Genomic DNA, 23,178 nt, shown 5'->3' with positions numbered 1-23,178 from the left:
TTTTAAATGGGAGACAGAATATTTCTTTCATCACCACATATGAGTGATGAAGGTTATGAAATGCATTATGTTAAGGAAGCTTTCGATACTAATTGGATTGCGCCACTCGGGGAAAATGTAAATGGATTTGAAAGAGAATTAGCCGCAAAAGTTGGTTCTAAGGAAGCTGCAGCGCTATCTTCTGGGACAGCTGCAATTCATTTGGCTTTAAAAGCGGCAGGAGTAGGGGAGGGAGATATTGTTTTCTGCCAAACACTTACATTCTCGGCTACTGCAAACCCTATCATTTATCAGAATGCTACACCTGTTTTCATAGATAGTGACTATGAAACTTGGAATATGTGTCCTAAAGCTTTGGAAGAGGCTTTTAAAAAGTATCCGAACGTAAAGGCAGTTATAGTAGTCCATTTATATGGTCTTTCTGCGGATATGGATAAGATTGTTGAACTTTGTAAAAAATACGATGTTACTTTAATTGAAGATGCTGCGGAATCTTTAGGAACGTACTATAAAGGAAAGCATACTGGAAGTTTTGGTAATTATGGTATTTTCTCTTTTAATGGAAATAAGATTATTACAACCTCTGGTGGTGGTATGCTCGTTTCTAATAATGAAGAAAGAGTTTCAAAGGTAAGATTTTGGGCTACTCAAAGTAGAGATCAAGCCAGACATTATCAACATAGTGAATTAGGTTTTAACTATCGTATGAGTAATGTAGTTGCTGGTATTGGTAGAGGACAGCTTAAAGTTTTAGATCAAAGGGTTCAGAAGAAAAGATACATATTTGATTTTTATAAGAGAGAACTAGGAAATCTTGAAGGAATTGAATTTATGCCTAGTAATGGGTGGAATGAACCAAACTATTGGCTAAGTTCTATGACACTAAACGGTAAGATCCGTCCAATAGATGTGATGGAAGCCCTTGAAAAAGAAAATATTGAATCTAGGCCGGTTTGGAAGCCAATGCATATGCAACCATTCTTTGAGAAATATGATTTTGTTGGTACAGATGTATCAGAAAAACTTTTTGAGAATGGTATATGTTTACCAAGCGATACGAAGATGACAGAAGCAGATCTAGAAAAAGTTGTGAAAATTATTAAAGGGTTGTGGATAGCATAATGAGGAGTTCTAAAGTTGGCATCTATGGTAGGTTTATAAAAAGGCCAATGGATTTTATACTGTCTTTAATTGCTATTATAATGCTTAGTCCAGTATTCCTTATAGTGGCTTTTCTTGTAAAAACAAAGTTAGGTAGTCCGGTATTATTTAAACAAGAGCGACCTGGATTAAATAGAACTATTTTTAAGATGTATAAATTTAGAACAATGACAGATGAAAAAAATGAAAATGGTGAGCTATTACCTGATAGTGTGAGGCTTACTAAGTTCGGTAAGTTTTTACGTTCGACATCACTTGATGAATTACCTGGGCTGTTTAATATTTTTAAAGGTGATATGTCAATTATAGGACCAAGGCCTTTATTAGTTCAGTATTTACCACTATACAATGAACATCAAAAGCGTCGTCATGAAGTTAGGCCTGGATTGTCAGGGTTAGCGCAAGTCAATGGTCGGAATGCTATTAGTTGGGAAGAGAAATTTAATTACGATGTAGAGTATGTAGATAATGTAAGTTTTACTACGGATTGGAAGATTATCCTTTTAACAATTAAGAAGGTTTTTATTAGAGAAGGAATTAATTCAGAAACTGCAGCTACAATGGAATATTTTGAAGGTAGTAAAGTGAGGGAAAATAATGAGAGAAATTAATATTTTAATTTTAAGTGCGGGAAGACGCGTAGAGCTAGTGCAACATTTTCAAAAAGCAATGAGAGATTTAAATGTTAAAGGTAATATTGTAGCAGGTGACTGTTCTAATACGGCACCAGCGCTATATTTTGCAGATAGAACTTGTAAGTTACCACGAATTAGTGAACCAAATTATATTGAAGAGATTATAAACATCTGTAATCAAGAAAATATTTCGTTAATTGTCCCAACGATTGATACAGATTTATTGCTACTTGCGGAGAACAAGGAGTTTATTGAGGAAAAAACGCATGCTAAGGTATTGATATCCGATTCAAAGGTTATTAAAATTTGCAGGGATAAAATCAATACACAAAGATTTTTAGAAGAAGAAGGTTTTGGAGTTCCAAAAATGTATACAGATGAGGAATTAATTTGTGGGGAGAACATACAGTTTCCTTTATTTATCAAACCTAAATCTGGAAGTTCAAGTGTTAATACATTTAAAGTAAATAATTTAGCGGAATTAAAGACATATAAAAGTTTTATCAATGAGCCCCTGACCCAAGATTTTATGGAAGGGGAAGAATTTACGGTTGATGTATTTTTAGATTTTCAAGGGAATGTAATTACAGTAGTTCCACGATTAAGAATAGCTACACGTAGTGGTGAAATTTCAAAAGGGAAGATTGTAAAGGATCGAGAGATTATTAATGATGTAATTAAATTAATGAAGACACTCCAGCCAACTGGACATATAACTGTTCAACTTATGAAGACAAAGAAGGGGATTGAGTACATTGAAATCAATCCAAGATTCGGTGGAGGAGCTCCAATGAGTATTCAAAGTGGTGCAGATTCATGTGGTAATTTGTTGCGCTTATTAATGGGACAAACATTAAACTATAATGAAAACTATCGAGAAAACCTTACATTTATTAGGTTTGATAGTAGTATATGTTTAGATGAGAACATGGAGTTAGTAAAATGATAAAATCAGTTATATTTGATTTAGATGATACACTTATCTCTGAGAAAAGGTATATCGAAAGTGGCTATAAACATATCTCAAAATTACTAAGTAAAAAACTTCAAAAAGATGAACAAGAACTGTATCAAATATTAATAACCTTATTTAATGAAGATACTAAAAATGTATTTAATAGAATGTTTGATATGATTGGAGTTATCTATAATCAAAATGATGTATTAGAACTAGTAGAAGCTTATCGTAACCATGTGCCAACGATAGATTTTTTTGAGGATGTATTACCATGTCTGAAAAGCCTAAAGGAAAAAGGGTTAAATTTAGGTATTATAACAGATGGTTATGCAAATGCTCAGCAACAAAAAATAGATGCAATAAAGGCCAGTAATTATTTTGATGAAATTATTATCACTGATAAATTGGGAAGAGAGTTCTGGAAGCCACACCCTAGGGCATTTGAGACTATGAAAGAAAAATTAAACACTGAATTTAATGAAATGATTTATATTGGAGATAATCCAGAAAAAGATTTTCATATAAGTTCTATTTATCCAATACAGACTGTAAGAATTTATCGGGATGGAGTTTATAGTGAAAAGAGTTATTTGAATGAAGTTAAGGAAGATTATTCAATTTATTCTTTGAAGGAATTGAATCAGATAATTAATAAGAAGCTTTGTAAATAGCAAGTTTATTGCGGATGTAACAAAAACTTGTTTCTAAGATAAGAGTATAATTGGTCATGGTTAATAAGGAGAAGGTGTTAGAAGTAATTCTAGATAGGAGATTAGAGAGTTAAAAATGAAAATATTATATGTTACGACCATATCCAATACTGTAAATACTTTTTTAATACCACATATACAACTTTTAGTGGAACAAGGGCATCAGGTTGATATGGCCTTTAATATTGTGCAAGAGGTTAATCCTGAACTAATTAAAATGGGATGCAAAATACACAATATAGAATTCCAACGCTCTCCCTTGGATAGAAAAAATTATTTAGCATATAAAAATTTGAAAAAGCTTATAAAAAACGAGGGATATGATTTAATTCATACACACACACCTGTTGCTTCAGCATGTGTGAGGCTTGCATGTAAGAAAATGCAGGGTGTAAAAGTAATATACACTGCACATGGATTTCATTTTTTCAAAGGTGCTCCACTTATAAATTGGTTGGTATATTATCCTATCGAAAAATGTTTAGCAAAGTATACTGATATACTTATTACTATAAATAAAGAAGACTATAATAGAGCCAAAAATTCTTTTAAAGCGGATAGAGTGGTGTATATTCCTGGAGTAGGGCTTGATACCCAAAGGTTTGATACGATACTTGTAGATAAATCATTGAAACGTAAGGAGCTGGGATTGCCAGAAGATGCTGTCATTATTCTATCGGTTGGTGAACTTAATAAAAATAAAAATCATGAAACTGTTATTAGAGCGCTAGCAAAGTTAAATAATCCAGCTATTTATTATGTAATATGTGGACGGGGACCTTTAGAAGATAATTTAAGAAGCTTGTCTAAAGAATTAGGATTAGAGAATCGTGTGAAGCTATTAGGGTATCGTAAAGATATAATTGAAATCTGTAAGGCAGCAGAGATCTTTGTATTTCCTTCATTTAGGGAAGGATTATCTGTGGCTTTGATGGAAGCGATGGCATGTGGTTTACCGGTTATTTGTTCAGATATCAGAGGGAATAGAGATTTAATGGAAAATAGTGAAAGTGGCCAGTTAGTAAAACCAAATGATTTTGAAGAGTTTGCTAAGAGTATTAATAAGGTTCTAATGTGTAATGGGAATAGGATTGACGTGAATAATAAAGAGGCTATTAAAGCTTTTGATATTAGGAACATTGTACAAAGAATGCAGGAAATATATTCACAAGTTCAGTTAGATAAGACATCAAATGAAATTTTAACTAAAGACAAAGATTATAGAGAGGGGGAAGTTTAATGCCAAAGATATCGGTAATAATGGGTGTTTACAATGGAGCTAATAAAATAAAAACTGCAATTAAATCAATACTTGAGCAAACATTTACTGATTTTGAATTAATTATATGTGACGACGGCTCAACTGATAATAGCATTGAAATAATTGAAAAATGGGTTGCTAAAGATAATAGAATTAAATTTATACGCAATCCAAAGAATTCAGGGCTTGCCCCAACGCTTAATAACTGTTTAAAGATAGCTAAAGGAGAATATATAGCTAGAATGGATGATGATGATATTTCACATCTAAACAGATTTGAAAAACAAGTGGATTTTTTAGATTCCCATTTAGAGTATGCAATAGTAGGCACGAGCCGAAATATGTATGATGATAATGGTGTTTGGGGGAAAAGTATAGAAGAGGGTGAAAGAACACCTCTTGATATTTATCTTGGAAAAACTTTCGCCCATCCATCAGTAATGATGCGGAAACAAGCCGTGGTTGATGTTGGGGGATATACGACAGGTCCCGAAACTGAAAGGACGGAAGATTTTGATTTATGGTGTAAATTATATGAAAAAGGTTATAAAGGATTTAACCTTGGGGATATATTATTTGATTATTATGAATCAAGAGGTTCATATGGTAAACGAAAATATAAATATCGATTTTGTGAATATAGGCTTAAAAAGAAATGGCGTAGAAAGCTGGATATTCCTGTGAAATATTCTATATATGCGTATAGACCCCTTCTTGTAGGATTAATACCTACAAAAATGCTCATGAAGCATCATGAAAAAATTTTTCAGAAATAAATTAATCGAATAAAAAGCTAAGATTACATCGTTCCTATTCTTGATGAGGTCATAAATAATGGTTGTGATTAGCTGGAAATAACAGGAGTGTAGGTGGAAATTGGAAATGAAAAAAGTGATGTTTGTAATTGGGGTTCTTAGTAATGGTGGGGCAGAAAGAGTAATATCCATTTTAGCAAAAGAGATGATTAGAAAAGGGTATGAAGTTAGTATTGTTACAGTTTTTGGTGATAATAACAATTATGTAACTGACAAAAGGATTACGCTATATCCAATAAATCAGAAATACAAAAATAAAATGCTAAGGGTCATGGGGATATTGCGTAGGACTCGTCAATTAATTAAACAGCAGAATCCAGATTTAATTATTTCTTTTGATACAACAATTAATATATATACTATTGTATCACGTACTTTTTTACCAAATAAATTGATAGTATCGGAGAGAAATGATCCCTACCAATATCCTGGAAGTAAAGGGATAAGAAAAGTAAGAGATTTTTTATATAGGTTTTGTGATGGATTTGTTTTTCAAACAGAGGATGCAAAGAAATATTTTTCATCTCGGATACAAGAAAAAGGAGTTGTAATTCCAAATCCTATCATATCTGATTTACCCTATTGGAATGAGAATAGTTCAGAAAAGACAATCATCACAGCTAGTAGGTTAAATAGACAAAAAAATCTCCCAATGCTAATAAATGCTTATTCAAGGATAAAGGATAGTTTTCCAGAATATAAACTTAAAATATTTGGTGTAGGAGAATTACGAGAGGAATTATTAAATCAAATAGAGCATTTGGGATTAAGTGATAAGGTTACAATACCGGGATTTTCTAATGATATTCATACTGAGATGGCGAATTCAGATTTATTTGTTATTCCCTCCGATTATGAAGGGATTTCAAATTCTATGCTTGAAGCATTGGCTATAGGGGTACCAGTAATTTCAACTGATTCACCTATAGGTGGAGCAAAGATGTTTATTAAGAATGAAGAGAATGGGATACTTATAAAAGTCAGAGATACTGATGGATTAGTTCAAGCAATGAATCAGATTTTATCTGATAAAAAATTCGCAAAAAATCTATCATATGAAGCACGCAAAATAAGAAAAGATTTACAATCAGAGAAAATCGCAAAAATTTGGGTAGAGTTTGCCCAAAAAATTTATAGAGGTAATCATGAGTGGTAATCGATATATTCAAAAGGTGGAAATAAAAAGGCGAAATATGGAAATTGGGAGCATTACTATTTTATTAGCGGTGTTCGGATACCTATTATACCTAATGACGTTGTCATTAGGTAACACTGTTGCAAGTTATAATGAAATAATTTTCGCGCTTAGCTGGTTGGGAATTTTCTTGGTGGTATATGTTATTACAACGTGGTATAAATTATCAGGAACTATATTCTCTCCGTATACGATATTCATGTTATTTTTCTTTCTATTTAACTTTGGGCAGTGTTTTATGTGGGCATTTGGTATCCATAACCCATCTGAAATTGGAAAAGTACCTATGTTTAATGGGTTTGGAACACCAAGTGGTGAGGATATTGTTCATGCTCAAGGATTAACGCTAGCATGTATTTTAATGTTTCATAGCGGTGCAGTTTTATGTTATAAGAACAGAGCTAAGAAAAGTGTCAAAGCGATGGAAGATAACCCTACTATTTTTAAGGATTATAATAAAAGAACTTTGAATTCAATATTTTACGTTTGCTTAATAGTGAGCTTAGTAGTTATTCCTCTTGAATTATACAATAGCTATTCAGAACTTCGGTTAGCAAGTATTTATGGATATAATTCTTTATATTATTCAGATTTAGCTAGCACTGATGCGACGTTTATAGGTTTGTTGCAAAGAATGTTCTTCCCATGTTTAGTGGGGCTATTAATAGGTAGTAAGTACAATAGAAAGGTTCAAGTAGTTGTTTATATAATTTTTTCTATCTATATGTTTTTAAACTTGCTTGCTGGAGATAGGGGATCGTGGGTGTATAAAATCATAATTTTAGCTTGGCTTAGTCATGCATGCTATAAACCGATAAAGTTTAAGAAGTTCGTGAAATATATGGTTGTTGGTATTGTTTTTTTATATTTCATTACAGCCATAGTATCTGTAAGAGATACGGGTTTATCTAGTGCTACTATTGCGCAGGCATTTGAATCCATCTCTTTTGAGGAATCACCTATTATAGGGGCTATTTTTGAAATGGGTGGTTCAATGAAACCTGCTATTGTATTACAAAAGTATGGGTGGGATGTATGGCCCTATGGTAATACTTATTTGCTTGCCATACTTGGGATGGTCACAAATAAGGTTATATATCTTTTAGATATTCCGTTTGCTTTACCAAGTGCATGGTTTTCCCAGGGGTATTTAGGGTTATCTTGGGGAGCTGGTTTCTCTATTGTTGCTGAAGCTTTACTAAATGCAGGACCATTTTTTGCACCTCTAATATTAATTATTGTGGGTTATTTAGTTACATCGATGATATATATAGATAAAACAATGATTTATATGGAAAGGCCACTTAAATTCTTTTTTGTTGCATCAACTTTGCATTTTTTTATTCCAATGACAAGAAATGAATTACATGTCCAATTAAAAGATTGGTTTTATGGTTTGCTTGTTCTATGTATTCTTATATTAATAGTGAGAAACCTGCCATTTAGATCGAGTAATAATAGTGTTAATATTAGGAAATAAATGTGTTGCAGATTATCAACGTTTAATCTGAATTGAACTGCACTCCAATTGTTAGACATAGTGCAACAATTGGAGTGCAGCTTTTTGGGTTAAAGATCAATATAAGGATGTACTCGTAAAAAATAAAAGTTAAGAATCAAAAGATAGGTTGAAATTGAAGTGTTACAAGCTAAATCAGTGAGACCTCGTATAGAAACGTGTACTTAGAAAAGGTGAATACTGTAGTATGAAAAAAGGGAACATTACCAAGCAGGAAAAAGCCCATGTAATCTATGAACTAAGGTTCAAAATCCCCAATATAAAACCATTGTTACTTACTTTATATTCCTAAAAGTAGAATTTATGTATAAGTGAATTTTTAATTATTTTGGAATTTAAGTTGTTGTTCGACAAAAGTATATTTAGTCTTAAGTTATGTTTAGTATTAGAAACACATTGAATCATCTGATTTTAGCACTCATTTAGGATGATATGAATGATTGTTTATTTTAGAATAGAAAGGGAAATTATTATCTTATGCTAGGAAGCAGTTTTAATAAAAAGGTTGGCATTTATTTTATTGGTATGTTGTCCTCAAAAGTATTATCGGTATTATTAATCCCAATATATGCATTTTACGTTTCGGCAGATGTTTTAGGGTATTACGATTATACACTTACAATCATGAGTATTCTAATCCCGTGTATATATATTGCAATTTGGGAGGCAGTCTTAAGGTTTATATTATCGGAAAAAGATGAAATTGAAAAAAAGACAGCAATTGCAACATCAGCGATTTTTAGTTTGTTTATGACATGCATCCTTATAATAGGGATAGTTATATATGGGAATCTATTTATGGATGAAACAAGGGTTATGTTATCAATAGCTATAATGTTTGCAAGCTATGGATTAGCAAATATATGGCAATATTTCGCAAGAGCTTTCGAGGAAAATAGAGTTTATGTATACGCGGGTATAATTGGTACAATAATTAATTTTATTTTAGTAGTGCTATTGGTGTGCATTTTTAAGTTAGGAATTCAAGGGCTTTTCATTTCTTATATTTTTGGACAAGCTTCAATTTTGATTTTCATTGAAAGTAAAATAAATGTTTGGCAGTATATTAAAATGAAATACTTTAAGATTGATATGCTTAAAAGGATGTTGATGTTTTCAGCCCCTTTAGTACTCAATTTAACTTCAATATGGTTAATGTCTGCATTTGGAAGATTTATTATTACAAAAAAGATAAGTATGGATGCAAATGGGCTCTTCTCATTTGCAAGTAAATTTTCTTTAATTGTAACTATGATAGGGTCAGTTGTGACTATGGCGATTATTGAAGAGGCTATTACTTCAGCAAAAACAAAGGGATTTAATTCTAATTTCACTAGAACGATAGAAAGTATTTTTAAGATATTTCAATCAATAATTTTAATTGCGGTTCCCTTAATAGTAATTTTTTATAATATTATTCATAAGACGGATTACTATACTTCAATGCAGTATGCACCTTGGTTATTGCTATATGCGGTTGCTACAACTATGTCATCCAATTTGGGTTCGGTTTTCCAGGCCATAAATAAGACAAAGTATCAATTTACAACGACTGTAATGGGTGCTTTGGTTACTGTAGCTTTATCTTACGGGTTAATTTCCATAATTGGGATTTACGCAGTTATTATTGGTCAAATCATGGGTGGTATAGTCATGATGTTGATGCGTTATAGATTGATTAATAAATATATAGATTTTAAAATGAAATGGATGCCAATTGTAGGAATGACGGCTTTGTTTTTGGGAATTACTGTGGTATGTTTGAACTCGAATTTAGTTATTAATATAATTATTTTGTTATTGATAATGGTATTTTTAGGTTATCAAAACTGGAATTATGTGAAGCAAGGATATCGACTCATCAGGAATCGATTTTGATTATAGAAATAAAAAGAAGGGGAAGGTGTAACCATGTATAAAATAGCAGTGGCTGGAACAGGTTATGTTGGTCTAGTAGCAGGTGTATGTTTTGCAGAAGTTGGGCATCAAGTAACTTGCGTGGATATCGATGAAAAAAAAGTAGATTTAATGAAATCCGGCGTTTCACCAATTTATGAAGCTGATTTAGAGAATTTAATGCAGAAAAATTATGCTGGAGGAAGAATTAATTATACAACGGATTACAAGTTAGCATACAAAGATGCAGATGCTATTTTTATTGGAGTTGGGACTCCAGAACAAGCTGATGGTTCTGCAAACCTTTCATATATTGCAACCGTGGCAAAACAAATCGCTGAAAGTGTAGAAAGAGATTGTCTTGTTGTTGTAAAATCAACTGTTCCAATTGGAACAAATGATAAAGTGGAGCAGTTTATTCAAGACTTTTTAGTTAATAATGTGAAAGTTGAAGTGGCATCAAACCCAGAATTTTTAGCTCAAGGTTCCGCTGTTCATGATACGTTATATGCAGAAAGAATTGTTATCGGTACAGAAAGTAAATGGGCAGAAGAAGTATTAACGAATCTTTATAAGCCATTTCATTTACCTATCGTTTCAGTAAACAGACGTTCAGCTGAAATGATTAAATATGCATCTAATGATTTCCTAGCTCTTAAAATTTCTTACATGAATGATATTGCAAATCTTTGTGAATTGGTCGGAGCAGATATTCAAGATGTTGCAAAAGGTATGAGTTTTGATGAGCGTATTGGAAGTAAGTTTTTAAATGCAGGTATTGGATTTGGAGGTTCATGCTTCCCTAAAGATACGAAAGCATTAGAATATTTAGCAAGACAAAATGGTTACGAGTTAAGAACAGTAAAGGCTGCAATTGATGTGAATAAAGATCAAAAGACTTTATTATACAAAAAGGCGAGTCAGCGGTTAATTACTTTTAACGGTCTTAAAGTAGCGGTGTTGGGTTTAACATTTAAACCTGGTACAGATGATTTAAGAGAAGCTGCATCCCTTGAAAATATTCCTCTATTATTAGAGCAAGGTGCAGACATTTATGCTTTTGATCCAGTCGGTGCAAATAATTTTGCAAAAGTATATCCTGAGGGAAGAAATAAGAATGGAAATATCACATATGTTACAGACATTGAACAGGCGTTAGAAGGGGCAAATGTTTGCTTTATCTTCACCGAGTGGGGAGAAGTGAAAGCATTAACTCCAGAGATTTATAAAAAGTTAATGAGAACACCACTAATTTATGATGGAAGAAATATTTATGATGTTCAAGCAATGCAAGAAGTGGGCATAGAATATCATTCCATTGGCAGAAAATCAACAAATAGAGATCGTATGAAGGAGTTGAATAACATTGAACTACAAGCCTCTAGATAATAGTAAAACATATCTTATTACTGGAGCAGCTGGTTTTGTAGGATACTTTTTATCTGAAAAATTACTAGCTCAAGGTTGCAAAGTAATAGGTATTGATAATATGAATGACTATTATGATGTAAATCTTAAATATGCTCGTTTAGAACAATTAAAGCCCTATGAAAAATTTACTTTTATTGAAGGTGATATTTCTGATAAGGATATGATTACTAAGCTCTTTGAAGAGTATAAGCCTAATATTGTAGTGAATTTGGCTGCGCAAGCTGGTGTGAGATATTCAATTGAAAATCCAGATGTATACATTCAAAGTAATATCATTGGTTTTTATAATATTCTTGAAGCATGTAGACATTTCCCTGTTGATCATCTTGTATACGCATCATCAAGTTCTGTTTATGGAGCTAATAAAAAGGTACCATTTGAGGAAACAGATTTTGTAGACAACCCAGTCTCGCTTTATGCTTCTACTAAGAAATCAAATGAGTTAATGGCTCATACATATAGTCACTTGTACCAAATCCCTGCAACTGGACTTCGTTTCTTTACAGTGTATGGTCCTATGGGGCGTCCGGATATGGCTTATTTTGGCTTTACTAATAAATATTTTGCTGGTGATTCGATTAAAATATTTAATAATGGTGATTTTGAAAACGATCTGTATCGTGATTTTACTTATATAGATGATATCGTTGAAGGAATTCAACGACTTTTAAGTAATCCACCTCAAGATGATGTTAAGCATAAAGTATTCAATATTGGAAATAATAACCCTGAAAAACTAATGGTGTTTATCGAAACGTTAGAGAAGACACTAGGTAAAGCGCTAGGGAGAGAAGTTGCATTTGAAAAGGTATTTGAGCCTATCAAACCAGGAGATGTACCAGCTACTTATGCATCTACAGATTTATTACAGAAGGCTGTAGATTTTAAACCTGAGACATCTATAGAAAAAGGTTTACAAGAGTTCGCTAATTGGTATGTAGAGTATTATAAAATGAAATAATCTGGTTATAGTCTAGCATCCTTAGTATAATAGACTAAAGTGTTATTTTTATTATCTGGATATTTATTCAGAGTGATGGAAAGAAGAGGTCTATAATAATGAAAAAGAAAATCCTACTTTGGATATTAGGAATCATAGGAGTATTAGTTATAGGTGGAGGAGTTTACGCTTATAATGTATATTCTAAAGTCTCAAATACATTAAATGAAGTTCATAAACCTTTAGAGCGTGATAAAAATAATAAACAAGAAGCAAAAATTAATAAATCTGAACCAGTTTCAATTCTATTACTAGGTGCCGATGAGCGCGGTGAAGACAAAGGACGTTCAGATTCCTTAATGGTCATTACATTAAATCCTAAAAATAATTCAATGAAAACAGTAAGTATCCCACGTGATACTTATACTGAAATTGTTGGAAAAGGTAAAAGTGATAAAATCAACCATGCTTATGCATTTGGCGGTGTAGATATGTCTGTAGCGACAGTGGAAAAATTCTTAAATATTCCTATTAATTATTATATTGAAGTGAATATGGAAGGATTTAAAGATATTGTTGATGCAGTAGGCGGTGTAGATGTTAACAATGATTTGGAATTTTCACTTGATGGACATCATTTCCAGAAGGGGAATGTTCATCTAACAGGTGACCAGGCCCTAGCATTCACACGTATGCGTAAAGAAGACCCACGCGGTGACTTCGGACGTCAAATGCGTCAGCGCCAAGTGATGCAAGCTGTTATTAAGAAAGGCGCAACTTTCTCTTCTTTAACAAGTTATGGTGATGTATTAACAGCAATCCAAAAGAACGTGAAAACAAACTTAACGCAAGATCAAATGTTTGATATGCAAAAGAATTATAAAGATTGTCTGCAGAATAGTGAAGATATCCAAATCTCAGGTGACGGTCACATAGCAGCTGATGGTATTTGGTACTACTACGTTCCAGATGCTGCAAAACAAGATTTAACGAATAAGTTAAGAGCACATCTTGAAGTGACTAAGTAATATGTAATAACCCAACTCCTTTGGAAGGAGTTGGGTTTATTTTTGCTTGGATTTATATTAGTATTATATATTGTGAGATTAATAGATGAGGTGAATCGATGAATAAGAAAGCAGTACTTGTCCTTGTTATTTTTGTATTGTTTGTTGCTTCGGTTGTGAGTGGTAAACTGTACTGGAATAAGAAGATTGCGAATGCAACAGGACAAACACAAACGAGTGAAGTAACGAAAACAAAGGCTGAAGTGAAAGATAGCGGAGCAAAGAAAGAAGAGAAGAAAGAAGAGAAAAAACAAGATGCGAAGTCATCTTTTAATGAGGCATACGCGAAGAACTTGCCAGATGCAGTGAAAGAGAAGTTAAAGAAAGCTGCTGAGGATAAAAAGCCAGTGAATCTTGTTATTGTTGGTGATGAAGGTTCTTCATCTGAAAAAGGTGCTTGGGCAGCTAATTTAACAGCTAATTTAGAAACTGCTTACGGTAAAGGTTTATGGAATGTGATTGTAAAGGAATATAAGGGTGAAAGTACAGAAGAGTTAATTGCGAATAAGCGTGATAAAGAGATTGCGAAAGAGAATCCAGATGTAATTTTATTTGAGCCACCATTTATTACTGATAACGGTAAAACTGGTAATGGGAACTCTGTTGTGAGTACACAGAAGTTTGTTCAAGCACTTTCTACTAGTGCAAAGGGTGCTACGATTATGATTCAACCATCAAATCCAGTGTATGGTGCGAAAAATTATCCGAAAGCGATTGAAGCGTTAAAACAATTTGCGGCGCAAAATAATTATACATATATTGATCATTGGGGAGCATGGCCTGATGCAACAACAAAGGCAATTTTACCATACTTACAAGAAGAGTTTGGTTTCCCGAGTGCGAAAGGATATGACGTTTGGGCGAAATATGTAACTGATTATTTCGTTGCTAAGTAAAAAGGAAGTTTCAAGAGGTAATCATTTCTGTTGTGATTGCCTCTTTTTTGTTAATAAGCTATAACAATGGAGGTATACTCATGACCATACTTGTAACAGGTGGAGCAGGATATATTGGTAGTCATACATGTGTAGAATTACTAAATAGCGGTTACGAAGTTATAGTAGTGGATAATCTTTCGAATAGCTCGGTAGAATCCATAAATCGAGTGAAAGAAATAACAGGAAAACAATTTAAGTTTTATAAAGAAGATGTTTTAAATCGCGAAGCGCTTGACGCAATTTTTGAAGAAAATGTAATTGAAGCAGTTATTCACTTTGCAGGATTTAAAGCTGTAGGGGAGTCAGTAGTGATTCCATTAACATATTATCACAACAACATTACAAGCACGTTAGTGCTATGTGAAGTAATGCAGAAACATAATGTAAAGAAGATGATCTTTAGTTCATCTGCAACTGTATATGGTATCCCGGAAACGTCACCGATTACGGAGGAGTTTCCATTAAGTGCAACAAATCCATATGGTCAAACGAAATTAATGATTGAGCAAATTATGCGTGATGTAGCATTTGCAGATGCAGAATGGAGTATCGCATTACTTCGCTATTTCAATCCATTTGGTGCACACGAAAGTGGGCGTATCGGAGAAAATCCAAATGGAATCCCAAATAACTTAATGCCATATGTAACGCAAGTAGCAGTAGGTAAGTTAAAAGAATTAAGTGTATTCGGAAATGACTATCCAACGAAAGATGGAACAGGAGTCCGTGATTACATCCATGTTGTGGACTTAGCAAATGGTCACGTAAAGGCGCTTGAGAAAGTACTGAGTACAACAGGAGTAGATGCTTATAACCTGGGCACAGGCATGGGCTATAGTGTACTAGAGATGGTTGAAGCATTTGAAAAAGTTTCGGGCAAGAAAGTTCCTTATAAAATTACAGAGCGTCGCCCAGGTGATGTGGCAGTATGTTTTGCTGATGCATCGAAAGCAAAGCGTGAATTAGGCTGGGAGGCAACACGCGGATTAGAAGAAATGTGTGCAGATTCTTGGAAATGGCAATCAAACAATAAAAATGGATACATGGATAGTGAATTATAAAAAACGTTGAGCTAAATGCTTATGATTTAATCTATTAGAGTTAATGACTCTTAATTTACAAGGTTAGATGTATAGAAAGTAGGAAAACAATGAACTCAATCCTAATCTGCGGCGGAGCCGGGTACATCGGTTCTCACGCTGTGAAAAAATTAGTAGACGAAGGTTTATCTGTAGTAGTAGTAGATAACTTACAAACTGGTCATGAAGATGCAATTACGGAAGGTGCGAAGTTTTATAATGGCGACCTTCGTGATAAATCATTTTTAGGTGATGTTTTTAAACAAGAAAATATTGAGGCGGTTATGCACTTTGCAGCCGATTCTTTAGTTGGAATTAGTATGGAAAAGCCCCTTCAATATTATAATAACAATGTGTATGGTGCACTTTGTTTATTAGAGGTAATGGATGAGTTTAAGGTAGATAAGTTTATTTTCTCTTCTACTGCGGCAACGTATGGTGAGGTAGATGTGGATCTTATTACTGAGGAAACGATGACAAATCCTACGAATACGTATGGAGAGACGAAGTTAGCAATCGAGAAGATGCTTCATTGGTATAGCCAAGCTTCAAATTTACGTTATAAGATCTTTAGATACTTTAACGTGGCTGGTGCAACTCCAAGTGGTATTATTGGAGAAGATCATCGCCCAGAGACACATTTAATTCCTCTTGTGTTGCAAGTGGCATTAGGTCAACGTGAGAAGATTATGATGTTTGGTGATGATTATAATACACCAGATGGTACGTGTATCCGTGATTATATTCATGTTGAAGATTTAGTAGCGGCTCATTTCTTAGGGCTTAAAGACTTGCAGAACGGCGGAGAGAGTGATTTCTATAACTTAGGAAATGGTAATGGTTTCAGTGTAAAGGAAATCGTTGATGCAGTTCGTGAGGTTACAAATCATGAAATTCCTGCTGAGGTAGCACCGCGCCGTGCGGGCGATCCAGCACGTTTAGTTGCTTCTTCTAAGAAAGCGAAAGAGAAGCTAGGATGGGATCCTAAGTATGTAAATGTTAAGACAATCATTGAACATGCTTGGAATTGGCATCAAAAGCAACCGAATGGATATGCTAAATAAATATAATAAGTGAAAGAGAGGGTATCGTCGACAAAATATGTTCGACAATACCCTCTCTTTTTTTATAAGATTTTTGCTATACTAAACTGTACTATAATACATGATGGAAGGAGGAAAATAATGAAAATACTTGTGGTTGATGATGAATCAAGTATTCGTAATTTGATTCGAATGCAGTTGGAGATGGAAGGTTATGAAGTATTAGCAGCAACTGATGGGAGAGAAGCTTTGGAGCGATGGAATGAAGGGCCGGATGTATTGATTTTGGATGTTATGCTTCCGGATACGGATGGGTATGAGTTGCTTCGTTTGTTCCGTGAGAGGGATAGGGATATTCCGGTGCTTATGTTAACGGCAAAGAGTCAGATGAATGATAAGTTGCTTGGCTTGCAGCTTGGTGCTGATGATTATGTGACGAAGCCGTTTAATTATGCGGAGCTTATTCTTCGGGTTAAGAATATGGCGCGGCGTGTAAAGAAGACGGAGGTAGCTGTAAGTCATGAAGTAATTGAGGCTGGAGAGATAGTGATTTGTCCTAAGGAAAGAAAGGTACATGTGAGTGGACAAGAGATTCAGTTAACGTACCGAGAGTTTAATTTATGTCAGTTGTTTGTTTCAAATCCGCAGCGTGTGTTTATGAGGGATGAGTTGCTTGAGAAAGTATGGGGGTTTGAGTATATCGGAAATACGAGAGCAGTTGATATTATGGTGCAGAGACTTCGCAAGAAGCTCGGGACGAGCGGAGAATATATTAAGACAATTTATGGCGTTGGCTATAAACTGGATTGTTAAGTGGTGATGGTATGTCTTTAAAGCGAAATATGGTGTTTGGAATAGTTGGGCTGTTAATTCCGATTTTTGTTCTTTTATATGCAGTTGTTTATATTACGTTAGAAAAGAATATGTATCATAACGCAGCAGATTCTTTAGAAAAGTTAAGTGTAGAAGCACAAATTTATACGATGAATTATTTAGAGAAGGAAGCAGAAGTGGATACGCTTGGTCCGAATTCACTTTTAATTGCGTCGTATTTAGCGAAGCGTATGGATGTCCGTGTGCAGATGATCGGGAAGAATGGCGATGTTGTTGCAGATACACAAAAAGGAGCATTGCTTCACCGTAACATCGACATTGAGAGTTCTTTGAAGGGAAAGAAGTCTTATGTTTTCGAGGAGGCGGATCCCGCTCCCATTCTTTTATTTTCAAGCCCAGTGTATTATGGAAACGATGTCATTGGAAGTATTCGTTTTATAAATGAGTTAACGGGTGAGAAGGAAGTTTTAACAAATGTGAGCTGGACTTTCTTAATGACGTCTCTTTGTTTAGTAGCTACCGGTATTTTCTTTGCGATTCGTTTGGCGAAGTCTCTTCATAAACCAATTGATCAGTTGAGACAAATGGCACAGCGGCTTGCGAATGGTGATTATAAGAGTAAGATTGAGTTAAATGAGTACGTGGAAATTGCTCAGCTTTCAGCATCTTTTAATGCGATGGCCGATGGAATTGAGCTGCATATTAAGCAATTGCAGGAGGAGAAAGAGAAGCAGAAAGATTTCCTAGACCGCATTACGCATGAGCTAAAAACACCGCTAACGGCAATTATCGGTTATGTTGATTTAATTCCAAAGTTACAGTCGAAAGAAGATGTACAGGAAAGTCTTCGTTATGTATCTGTGGAAAGTGAGCGTTTATTATCACTTGTAGAGGAACTGCTTAAGTCTTCGAAATATGGGAAGAGTACGTTTGAAGTGTCACCTACAGTTGTGAATATAAAGGAATTGGCAGAAGAAGCAGTTTCAATTGTGAAACCTCGCCTAAATCAGTTTGAAATTGAAGTGATAAATGAGTTAACGGATGTACATGTTGTTGCGGATTTTGATAAGACGAAGCAAATTTTCTTAAATGTGCTTGATAATGCAATTAAGTATAGTGATGCTTCGCACATTCGTATGAATGTAATTGTAAATGAGCATGAGGCAAAGGTTTTTGTTCATGATGATGGGATCGGTATAGACGAAGTGGTGCTTGCAGAGTGGAATGAGTCTTCGAAAGGAAAGGCACTTCCTTCTAGTTATGGGAATGGTTATGGTTTGTATATTTGTCAGGAGATTATGAATAAGCAGGGCGGAAGCATGCGGATTGAGAGTAGTGAAGAAATAGGTACTACAATATTCATTACATTTTTGCTTCCGAGAAGGATGGAAGACATAAAAAACTTGAAAGCGGTTAAATGATACATTTATGAAACAATTATGCGGTATTTTCGAAACAACGTTTTTTTATCTTGGAGGTAGGCAGAAATGAAAAGGCTATCATTTCAAATTCTTATGTTTGTCATTTGTATGATTGTTTCTCTTGTTTTGTTTTATGTTATGGAGAAGCAAATCTATAATCGAATCAACATTGTAAATGATAAACAAGCCGTTTTACAAAGGGTGAATGAATCTCTTCCAATTGAAGTGAAAGTAAGACATGAAAAGTGGGGAGAAATTGTTGTAACGGATGAAGTTCGTTTGCATACGATTGTTTCATTCTTTGACCGAATTCGAATAGAACCTGAGGACGTTAAGAGCCAAGAACAAGTATTTACTGGAGAAGTAACGTACTTGAATGGACATAAGCGTACTTTTGCAGTAGGTGACTTGTTCCAGTATGGGGAAAATGTATACGGAAAGAATGGCATGGATCCGATGATTTCAGCACTTCAAACGTATTTATTAAGCCTGTATTACACGCCAGAGCGTATTAGTGATTTCTTTGCTTCAGCAAAGGATGTCGTAGTACGTCAAGGCGATGTGGTACGTACTATCAATCTTACGCACATACTTGATTCTATTCGATACGCAAAGCAAATTACAGATTACGGAGAAATTCAGAAGTTATTACAATCGCAGAATGAACCGATTGCTTATATTACAGCTTATAAAACAGGTAAGCGTGTAAAGAATGATCGTGAAGATATTCTTACGATTTCTGTGTATCCATCGTACTTTGTTGTGCAATATCTCGGTGATAATAACGGGAATGTCATGTATATGAAAGGCTCTCTAGCAGAGTTATTCGTAAAGGAGAATGCGTCATGAGAAAGATAGCCTTTTTCTTCTTTTTGCTAGTAATTGGAGGAGCGATGTCTAGTTGCTCTCGAGATACAACCTCTATTAAATATAGTAAAAATGGTCTCCCTATTTTGGATGATCGTCATATTGTTGCGTATGTAGCGGCTCGTGAGGAAGTTGGTGAAGCGTTACTTTCATCATTTTGTAAGCCACGCGGATGTACGTATGAATTTATTCGTCTTTCAACAGAAGAACTTCTTCGTAGAGTGGAAGAAGAAGCTGGAAATCCGAAGGCGGATATTATTATTGGCGGTACAGTAGATGCGCATCAAATGATGAAGCAAAAAAATCTTTCTATTCCTGTGATAAGCCAACATGCAAATCGTATTTCAAAAACTGTTAAAGATAAAGATGGTTATTGGTACGGTTATGAAGTAGAGAAGCTGGCAATTGCGATTAATAAAGAGCGGTGGAACGAGGAAATAGCGCCGCTCGGTCTCTCGTATCCGTTAAGATGGAAAGATTTATTGAATCCAGTATATAAAGGAAAGATTGTCATGCCCGATCCAAATGTTTCAGGTACAGCATATACGTTTTTCCAGTCACTTATTGATACGTTAGGTGAAGCGGAAGCGAAGGAATATGTGAAGAATCTAGCAGAACAAGTTGGAGAAGTAACAGTGAATGGTTACATCCCAGCAGAACTTGTTGCGAGCGGTGAATATATGATAGGCATCAACTTTATGGGAGATCAGAGAATGCTTCAAAAACAAGGCTTTCCGATTTTAAGTAACGAACCTGAGCAAACAGGGTTATCCGTTAATGCGATTTCTAAACTAAAACGTGCACCGAGTGGTATTATTGCGGATTTATTTATTGATTATTGTTTATCAGAAGAAGCGGGTCACATTTTAGAAAAAGTGTCGTTTGGCGTACCAACGATGTTTGCGAAGAATGAGAAAGAAATAGAAGGACAGCCGGTTAGAAGGACGAACCAAAATATATCAAATAGCGGAATAATCGAGATATGGAATAGACAGCGTCTCTCTCTGAAGTGAGAAAAGGAGACGAAAATATATGTTTAAATGGCTCAAGCCAGCACCTGCAATTGAAAGATTGCCAGCGGATATGATCGACCGTGTATATCGATTACTACGTATTCGTGTGTTAATCGGGATTTCAGTTGGATATGCTGCTTATTATTTAGTTCGTAGTAACTTTACGTTATCAAGTACGTATTTAGTACAAGAATATGGTTTTAGTACAGCTGAAATTGGTCTACTAGGTTCAGTAATGGCAATTGTTTATGGATTTAGTAAGTTCTTTATGGGTAATTTATCAGATAAAGCTTTTGCCCAGCGCTTTATCGCAGTCGGTTTATTCTTATCAGGGCTTGTAAATATTTGTTTTGGCTTTGCATCATCATTTGGGATGATTGTTACATTACTTGTTGTTAACGGTATTGTACAAGGTATGGGAGCACCACCTTGTAGTATTGTTATGACGAAATGGTTCTCGAAGAAAGAACGCGGTACGAAAACAGGTCTTTGGAATATTTCACATAACGTTGGTGGAATGCTTGTGCCACCACTTGTCGGAATTGGTGTAGGTATTTTTGGTGAAAACCATTGGCAAGGCGGCGTGTTTATTTTCCCTGCAATTATCGCAATGGTAATTTCAGTTCTTGTTTGGATTAATGCGAAGGATACACCAGAATCTGAAGGTCTTCCTCCAATTGATGAGTATCGTAATGACTATGAAAATCTTGAAAAAGCAGATAATGCTAACAAGATGTCACCAAAAGAAATTTTAATGAAGTATGTAGTGAAAAATAAATTTGTATGGTTCTTATGTATTGCGAATGCTTTTGTTTATTTAATTCGTTTCGGTGTTATTAACTGGGTTCCACTTTATTTAACGACAGTTAAAGGATTTTCAAAAGCAGAAGCGCATGCGGCATATGCAATCTTTGAAGGTATGGCAATTCCAAGTTCATTAATCGTTGGTTTTTTAAGTGATAAATTATTTAAAGGAAAACGTATGCCATTATGTATTATTAGTATGGTTGGAGTTGTTATTGGTACGTTTATATATTGGCAAGCAACTAGCGTACTTGTTGTAAGTATTGCAGTTTCTATTATCGGTTGTTTAATTTATGTACCACAGTTCTTAATTGGTTTAAGTGCGATGGAATTAGTACCGAAATTTGCAGTAGGTACGACAGTTGGTATGTGTGGTCTATTCGGTTATGTAGGCGGAAGTCTTGTAGCTAACGCAGCAATTGGTGTTATTGTTGATCGTTCTGGCTGGGATGGTTGTTTCATCTTACTACTAACAGGTGCGGTTTTATCAACAATCTTCTTATTTATTGTTCAACGTGGACATGAGAGAAAAGATCCTAAAGTAGCGTAATATTTTGTTTGAAAAAGCTATCCAATTGTGTGTGATTGGATAGCTTTTATATTAGAAAAAACAAACAGTATGTAAAATTGCAGTTTAATATATAAATGATTTTTGTTAATTAATATAATTTTTTTAGATTTAATAAACCAATTACGTACATAGTTAGACCGAAAAATCCGCCGCCACAGATGAAAATTACAACCTTAAATAAAGAAATAGAGATTTCTTCTGAGCCTACATAGGGAAGGATATAATTCATAAAAACAAACATTTGAAAGCCCCAAAGCACACCTGCTTTTAAGCCAGCTTTTCTTAATTTTTTCTTGAGTTGTAAATATTCTTCTTTTGTTGCACATTCAGTATCACTTAAACCTTTTTTCTTGAATTTAAAGGCTAAGTAATTAGCGTAAATCATATTAGATAGAAAAATAAATATTGTCCCTATAGATATTGTGTGATTCATAGTATCAACAAGTAACATAATAAGCATTACCAACATATTTAACCACCACAAACCAATTCCAGCTACAGATAACTCTTTATTAATTTCTTGTTTTTGATATTCATCTCTCTCACTTAGTGTTCCAACAAAACTATTATAAACTCTTTCTTTCCATTCAATTTTCATCATTTAATCTCCCTCCCAAAATAGACTATTTAAATCTGTTTTTAGTGCTTTTGCTAATTCGATACATAAGGCTAAAGAAGGGTTATATTTATTGTTTTCAATTAAATTTATTGTCTGTCTCGCCACATTAACTTTTTTAGCTAACTCTAGTTGCGATAGCCCTTCAGATTTTCGATATTGTTTAACGTTATTCAAATATAACCCTCCCATTGATGGTTGTAGACCCCGTGTACCGAAATGTCATTTATATGTGACATTTTATAATTGAATAGATGAAATGTCAAATATATATGACAAAATAGTGATGGTGCAATTAGGAAAATGATTTTAATGATTCATCTTGGCAAGAAATTTGTTAATAAAGAATGGCTTCCATTCAATTAAAATTGCCCTTTTTCCTTTCCTTAAATCTATCTTAAAAG

At 34.2% G+C, this 23,178-nt stretch carries 22 protein-coding genes; 20 read left to right on the top strand and 2 right to left on the bottom strand.

Going from position 1 to position 23,178, the window contains the following annotated elements:
- Nucleotides 1-6 precede the first annotated feature (6 nt).
- The 20 genes from JFU02_RS18050 (at nucleotide 7) to pgtP (ending at nucleotide 22,137) form a co-directional block, all read left to right on the top strand.
- A complete protein-coding gene (locus JFU02_RS18050; RefSeq protein WP_079246202.1) occupies nucleotides 7-1,122 on the top strand; it encodes a DegT/DnrJ/EryC1/StrS family aminotransferase in 1,116 nt (371 codons plus the stop codon).
- Nucleotides 1,122-1,772 carry a sugar transferase gene (locus JFU02_RS18045; protein ID WP_098317788.1) on the top strand — a complete coding sequence of 217 codons (651 nt, stop codon included), beginning with the start codon at nucleotides 1,122-1,124 and terminating at the stop codon, nucleotides 1,770-1,772. The genes JFU02_RS18050 and JFU02_RS18045 overlap by 1 nt, the downstream gene beginning before the upstream one ends.
- Nucleotides 1,759-2,742 (top strand): ATP-grasp domain-containing protein, encoded by a 984-nt coding sequence (locus JFU02_RS18040; protein WP_201071391.1) that lies wholly within the window; start codon nucleotides 1,759-1,761, stop codon nucleotides 2,740-2,742. Before JFU02_RS18045 ends, JFU02_RS18040 begins: the two co-directional genes overlap by 14 nt.
- A complete protein-coding gene (locus JFU02_RS18035) occupies nucleotides 2,739-3,425 on the top strand; it encodes an HAD family hydrolase (RefSeq protein ID WP_000597761.1) in 687 nt (228 codons plus the stop codon). The genes JFU02_RS18040 and JFU02_RS18035 overlap by 4 nt, the downstream gene beginning before the upstream one ends.
- Before the next feature lie 115 nt (nucleotides 3,426-3,540).
- Entirely contained in the window at nucleotides 3,541-4,704 is a 1,164-nt protein-coding gene (locus JFU02_RS18030) for a glycosyltransferase family 4 protein (RefSeq protein ID WP_098317790.1), read from the top strand.
- On the top strand, nucleotides 4,704-5,501 hold the full coding sequence (locus tag JFU02_RS18025; protein ID WP_079246199.1) for a glycosyltransferase family 2 protein: 798 nt from the start codon (nucleotides 4,704-4,706) through the stop codon (nucleotides 5,499-5,501). The genes JFU02_RS18030 and JFU02_RS18025 overlap by 1 nt, the downstream gene beginning before the upstream one ends.
- 106 nt (nucleotides 5,502-5,607) lie before the next feature.
- Nucleotides 5,608-6,696, top strand: coding sequence for a glycosyltransferase (locus JFU02_RS18020; RefSeq protein WP_000757395.1), 1,089 nt, complete (start codon nucleotides 5,608-5,610; stop codon nucleotides 6,694-6,696).
- Nucleotides 6,686-8,215: an O-antigen polysaccharide polymerase Wzy gene (gene wzy / locus JFU02_RS18015; protein ID WP_079246198.1), complete on the top strand. Its 1,530-nt coding sequence runs from the start codon at nucleotides 6,686-6,688 to the stop codon at nucleotides 8,213-8,215. The genes JFU02_RS18020 and wzy overlap by 11 nt, the downstream gene beginning before the upstream one ends.
- A 516-nt stretch (nucleotides 8,216-8,731) precedes the next feature.
- Complete coding sequence (locus JFU02_RS18010) at nucleotides 8,732-10,132, top strand: lipopolysaccharide biosynthesis protein (protein WP_000901585.1); 1,401 nt, start codon at nucleotides 8,732-8,734, stop codon at nucleotides 10,130-10,132.
- Nucleotides 10,133-10,165: 33 nt separating this feature from the next.
- On the top strand, nucleotides 10,166-11,539 hold the full coding sequence (locus JFU02_RS18005) for a UDP-glucose dehydrogenase family protein (RefSeq protein ID WP_079246196.1): 1,374 nt from the start codon (nucleotides 10,166-10,168) through the stop codon (nucleotides 11,537-11,539).
- Nucleotides 11,517-12,542: a GDP-mannose 4,6-dehydratase gene (locus tag JFU02_RS18000; protein ID WP_098317791.1), complete on the top strand. Its 1,026-nt coding sequence runs from the start codon at nucleotides 11,517-11,519 to the stop codon at nucleotides 12,540-12,542. Before JFU02_RS18005 ends, JFU02_RS18000 begins: the two co-directional genes overlap by 23 nt.
- Nucleotides 12,543-12,640: 98 nt before the next feature.
- Complete coding sequence (tagU, locus tag JFU02_RS17995) at nucleotides 12,641-13,549, top strand: polyisoprenyl-teichoic acid--peptidoglycan teichoic acid transferase TagU (protein ID WP_079246194.1); 909 nt, start codon at nucleotides 12,641-12,643, stop codon at nucleotides 13,547-13,549.
- A gap of 98 nt (nucleotides 13,550-13,647) precedes the next feature.
- Entirely contained in the window at nucleotides 13,648-14,484 is an 837-nt protein-coding gene (locus JFU02_RS17990; protein WP_201071388.1) for an SGNH/GDSL hydrolase family protein, read from the top strand.
- Nucleotides 14,485-14,564: 80 nt separating this feature from the next.
- Entirely contained in the window at nucleotides 14,565-15,587 is a 1,023-nt protein-coding gene (gene galE / locus JFU02_RS17985; RefSeq protein WP_201071385.1) for a UDP-glucose 4-epimerase GalE, read from the top strand.
- Nucleotides 15,588-15,676: 89 nt separating this feature from the next.
- The gene (gene galE / locus JFU02_RS17980; protein ID WP_098317886.1) at nucleotides 15,677-16,669 is read left to right on the top strand and encodes a UDP-glucose 4-epimerase GalE; all 993 of its coding nucleotides are present in this window, start codon (nucleotides 15,677-15,679) and stop codon (nucleotides 16,667-16,669) included.
- Nucleotides 16,670-16,789: 120 nt separating this feature from the next.
- The gene (locus tag JFU02_RS17975) at nucleotides 16,790-17,461 is read left to right on the top strand and encodes a response regulator transcription factor (RefSeq protein ID WP_098317887.1); all 672 of its coding nucleotides are present in this window, start codon (nucleotides 16,790-16,792) and stop codon (nucleotides 17,459-17,461) included.
- Nucleotides 17,462-17,472: 11 nt separating this feature from the next.
- Nucleotides 17,473-18,903 carry a HAMP domain-containing sensor histidine kinase gene (locus JFU02_RS17970; protein WP_098328985.1) on the top strand — a complete coding sequence of 477 codons (1,431 nt, stop codon included), beginning with the start codon at nucleotides 17,473-17,475 and terminating at the stop codon, nucleotides 18,901-18,903.
- A 66-nt stretch (nucleotides 18,904-18,969) separates the two neighbouring features.
- On the top strand, nucleotides 18,970-19,752 hold the full coding sequence (locus JFU02_RS17965) for a DUF3919 family protein (protein WP_098328986.1): 783 nt from the start codon (nucleotides 18,970-18,972) through the stop codon (nucleotides 19,750-19,752).
- Nucleotides 19,749-20,783, top strand: a complete 1,035-nt coding sequence (locus JFU02_RS17960) for an ABC transporter substrate-binding protein (RefSeq protein WP_016123798.1) — start codon at nucleotides 19,749-19,751, stop codon at nucleotides 20,781-20,783. The genes JFU02_RS17965 and JFU02_RS17960 overlap by 4 nt, the downstream gene beginning before the upstream one ends.
- Before the next feature lie 19 nt (nucleotides 20,784-20,802).
- On the top strand, nucleotides 20,803-22,137 hold the full coding sequence (gene pgtP / locus JFU02_RS17955) for an MFS transporter (protein WP_000477603.1): 1,335 nt from the start codon (nucleotides 20,803-20,805) through the stop codon (nucleotides 22,135-22,137).
- Nucleotides 22,138-22,246: 109 nt separating this feature from the next.
- On the opposite strand, the gene JFU02_RS17950 is transcribed toward pgtP, so the two are convergent.
- Nucleotides 22,247-22,759: a DUF3278 domain-containing protein gene (locus JFU02_RS17950; RefSeq protein WP_000975593.1), complete on the bottom strand. Its 513-nt coding sequence runs from the start codon at nucleotides 22,757-22,759 to the stop codon at nucleotides 22,247-22,249.
- Nucleotides 22,760-22,951: a helix-turn-helix transcriptional regulator gene (locus JFU02_RS17945; protein ID WP_001067016.1), complete on the bottom strand. Its 192-nt coding sequence runs from the start codon at nucleotides 22,949-22,951 to the stop codon at nucleotides 22,760-22,762. It abuts the gene before it with no gap.
- Nucleotides 22,952-23,178 lie beyond the last annotated feature (227 nt).

Origin of the sequence: Bacillus sp. TH13, from assembly GCF_016651175.1 — a bacterium.
In the GTDB taxonomy this organism is placed as follows: Bacteria; Bacillota; Bacilli; order Bacillales; family Bacillaceae_G; genus Bacillus_A; species Bacillus_A thuringiensis_S.
Note: the sequence above shows the minus strand (reverse complement) of the source record. Positions and strands in the feature narration are given on the sequence as shown.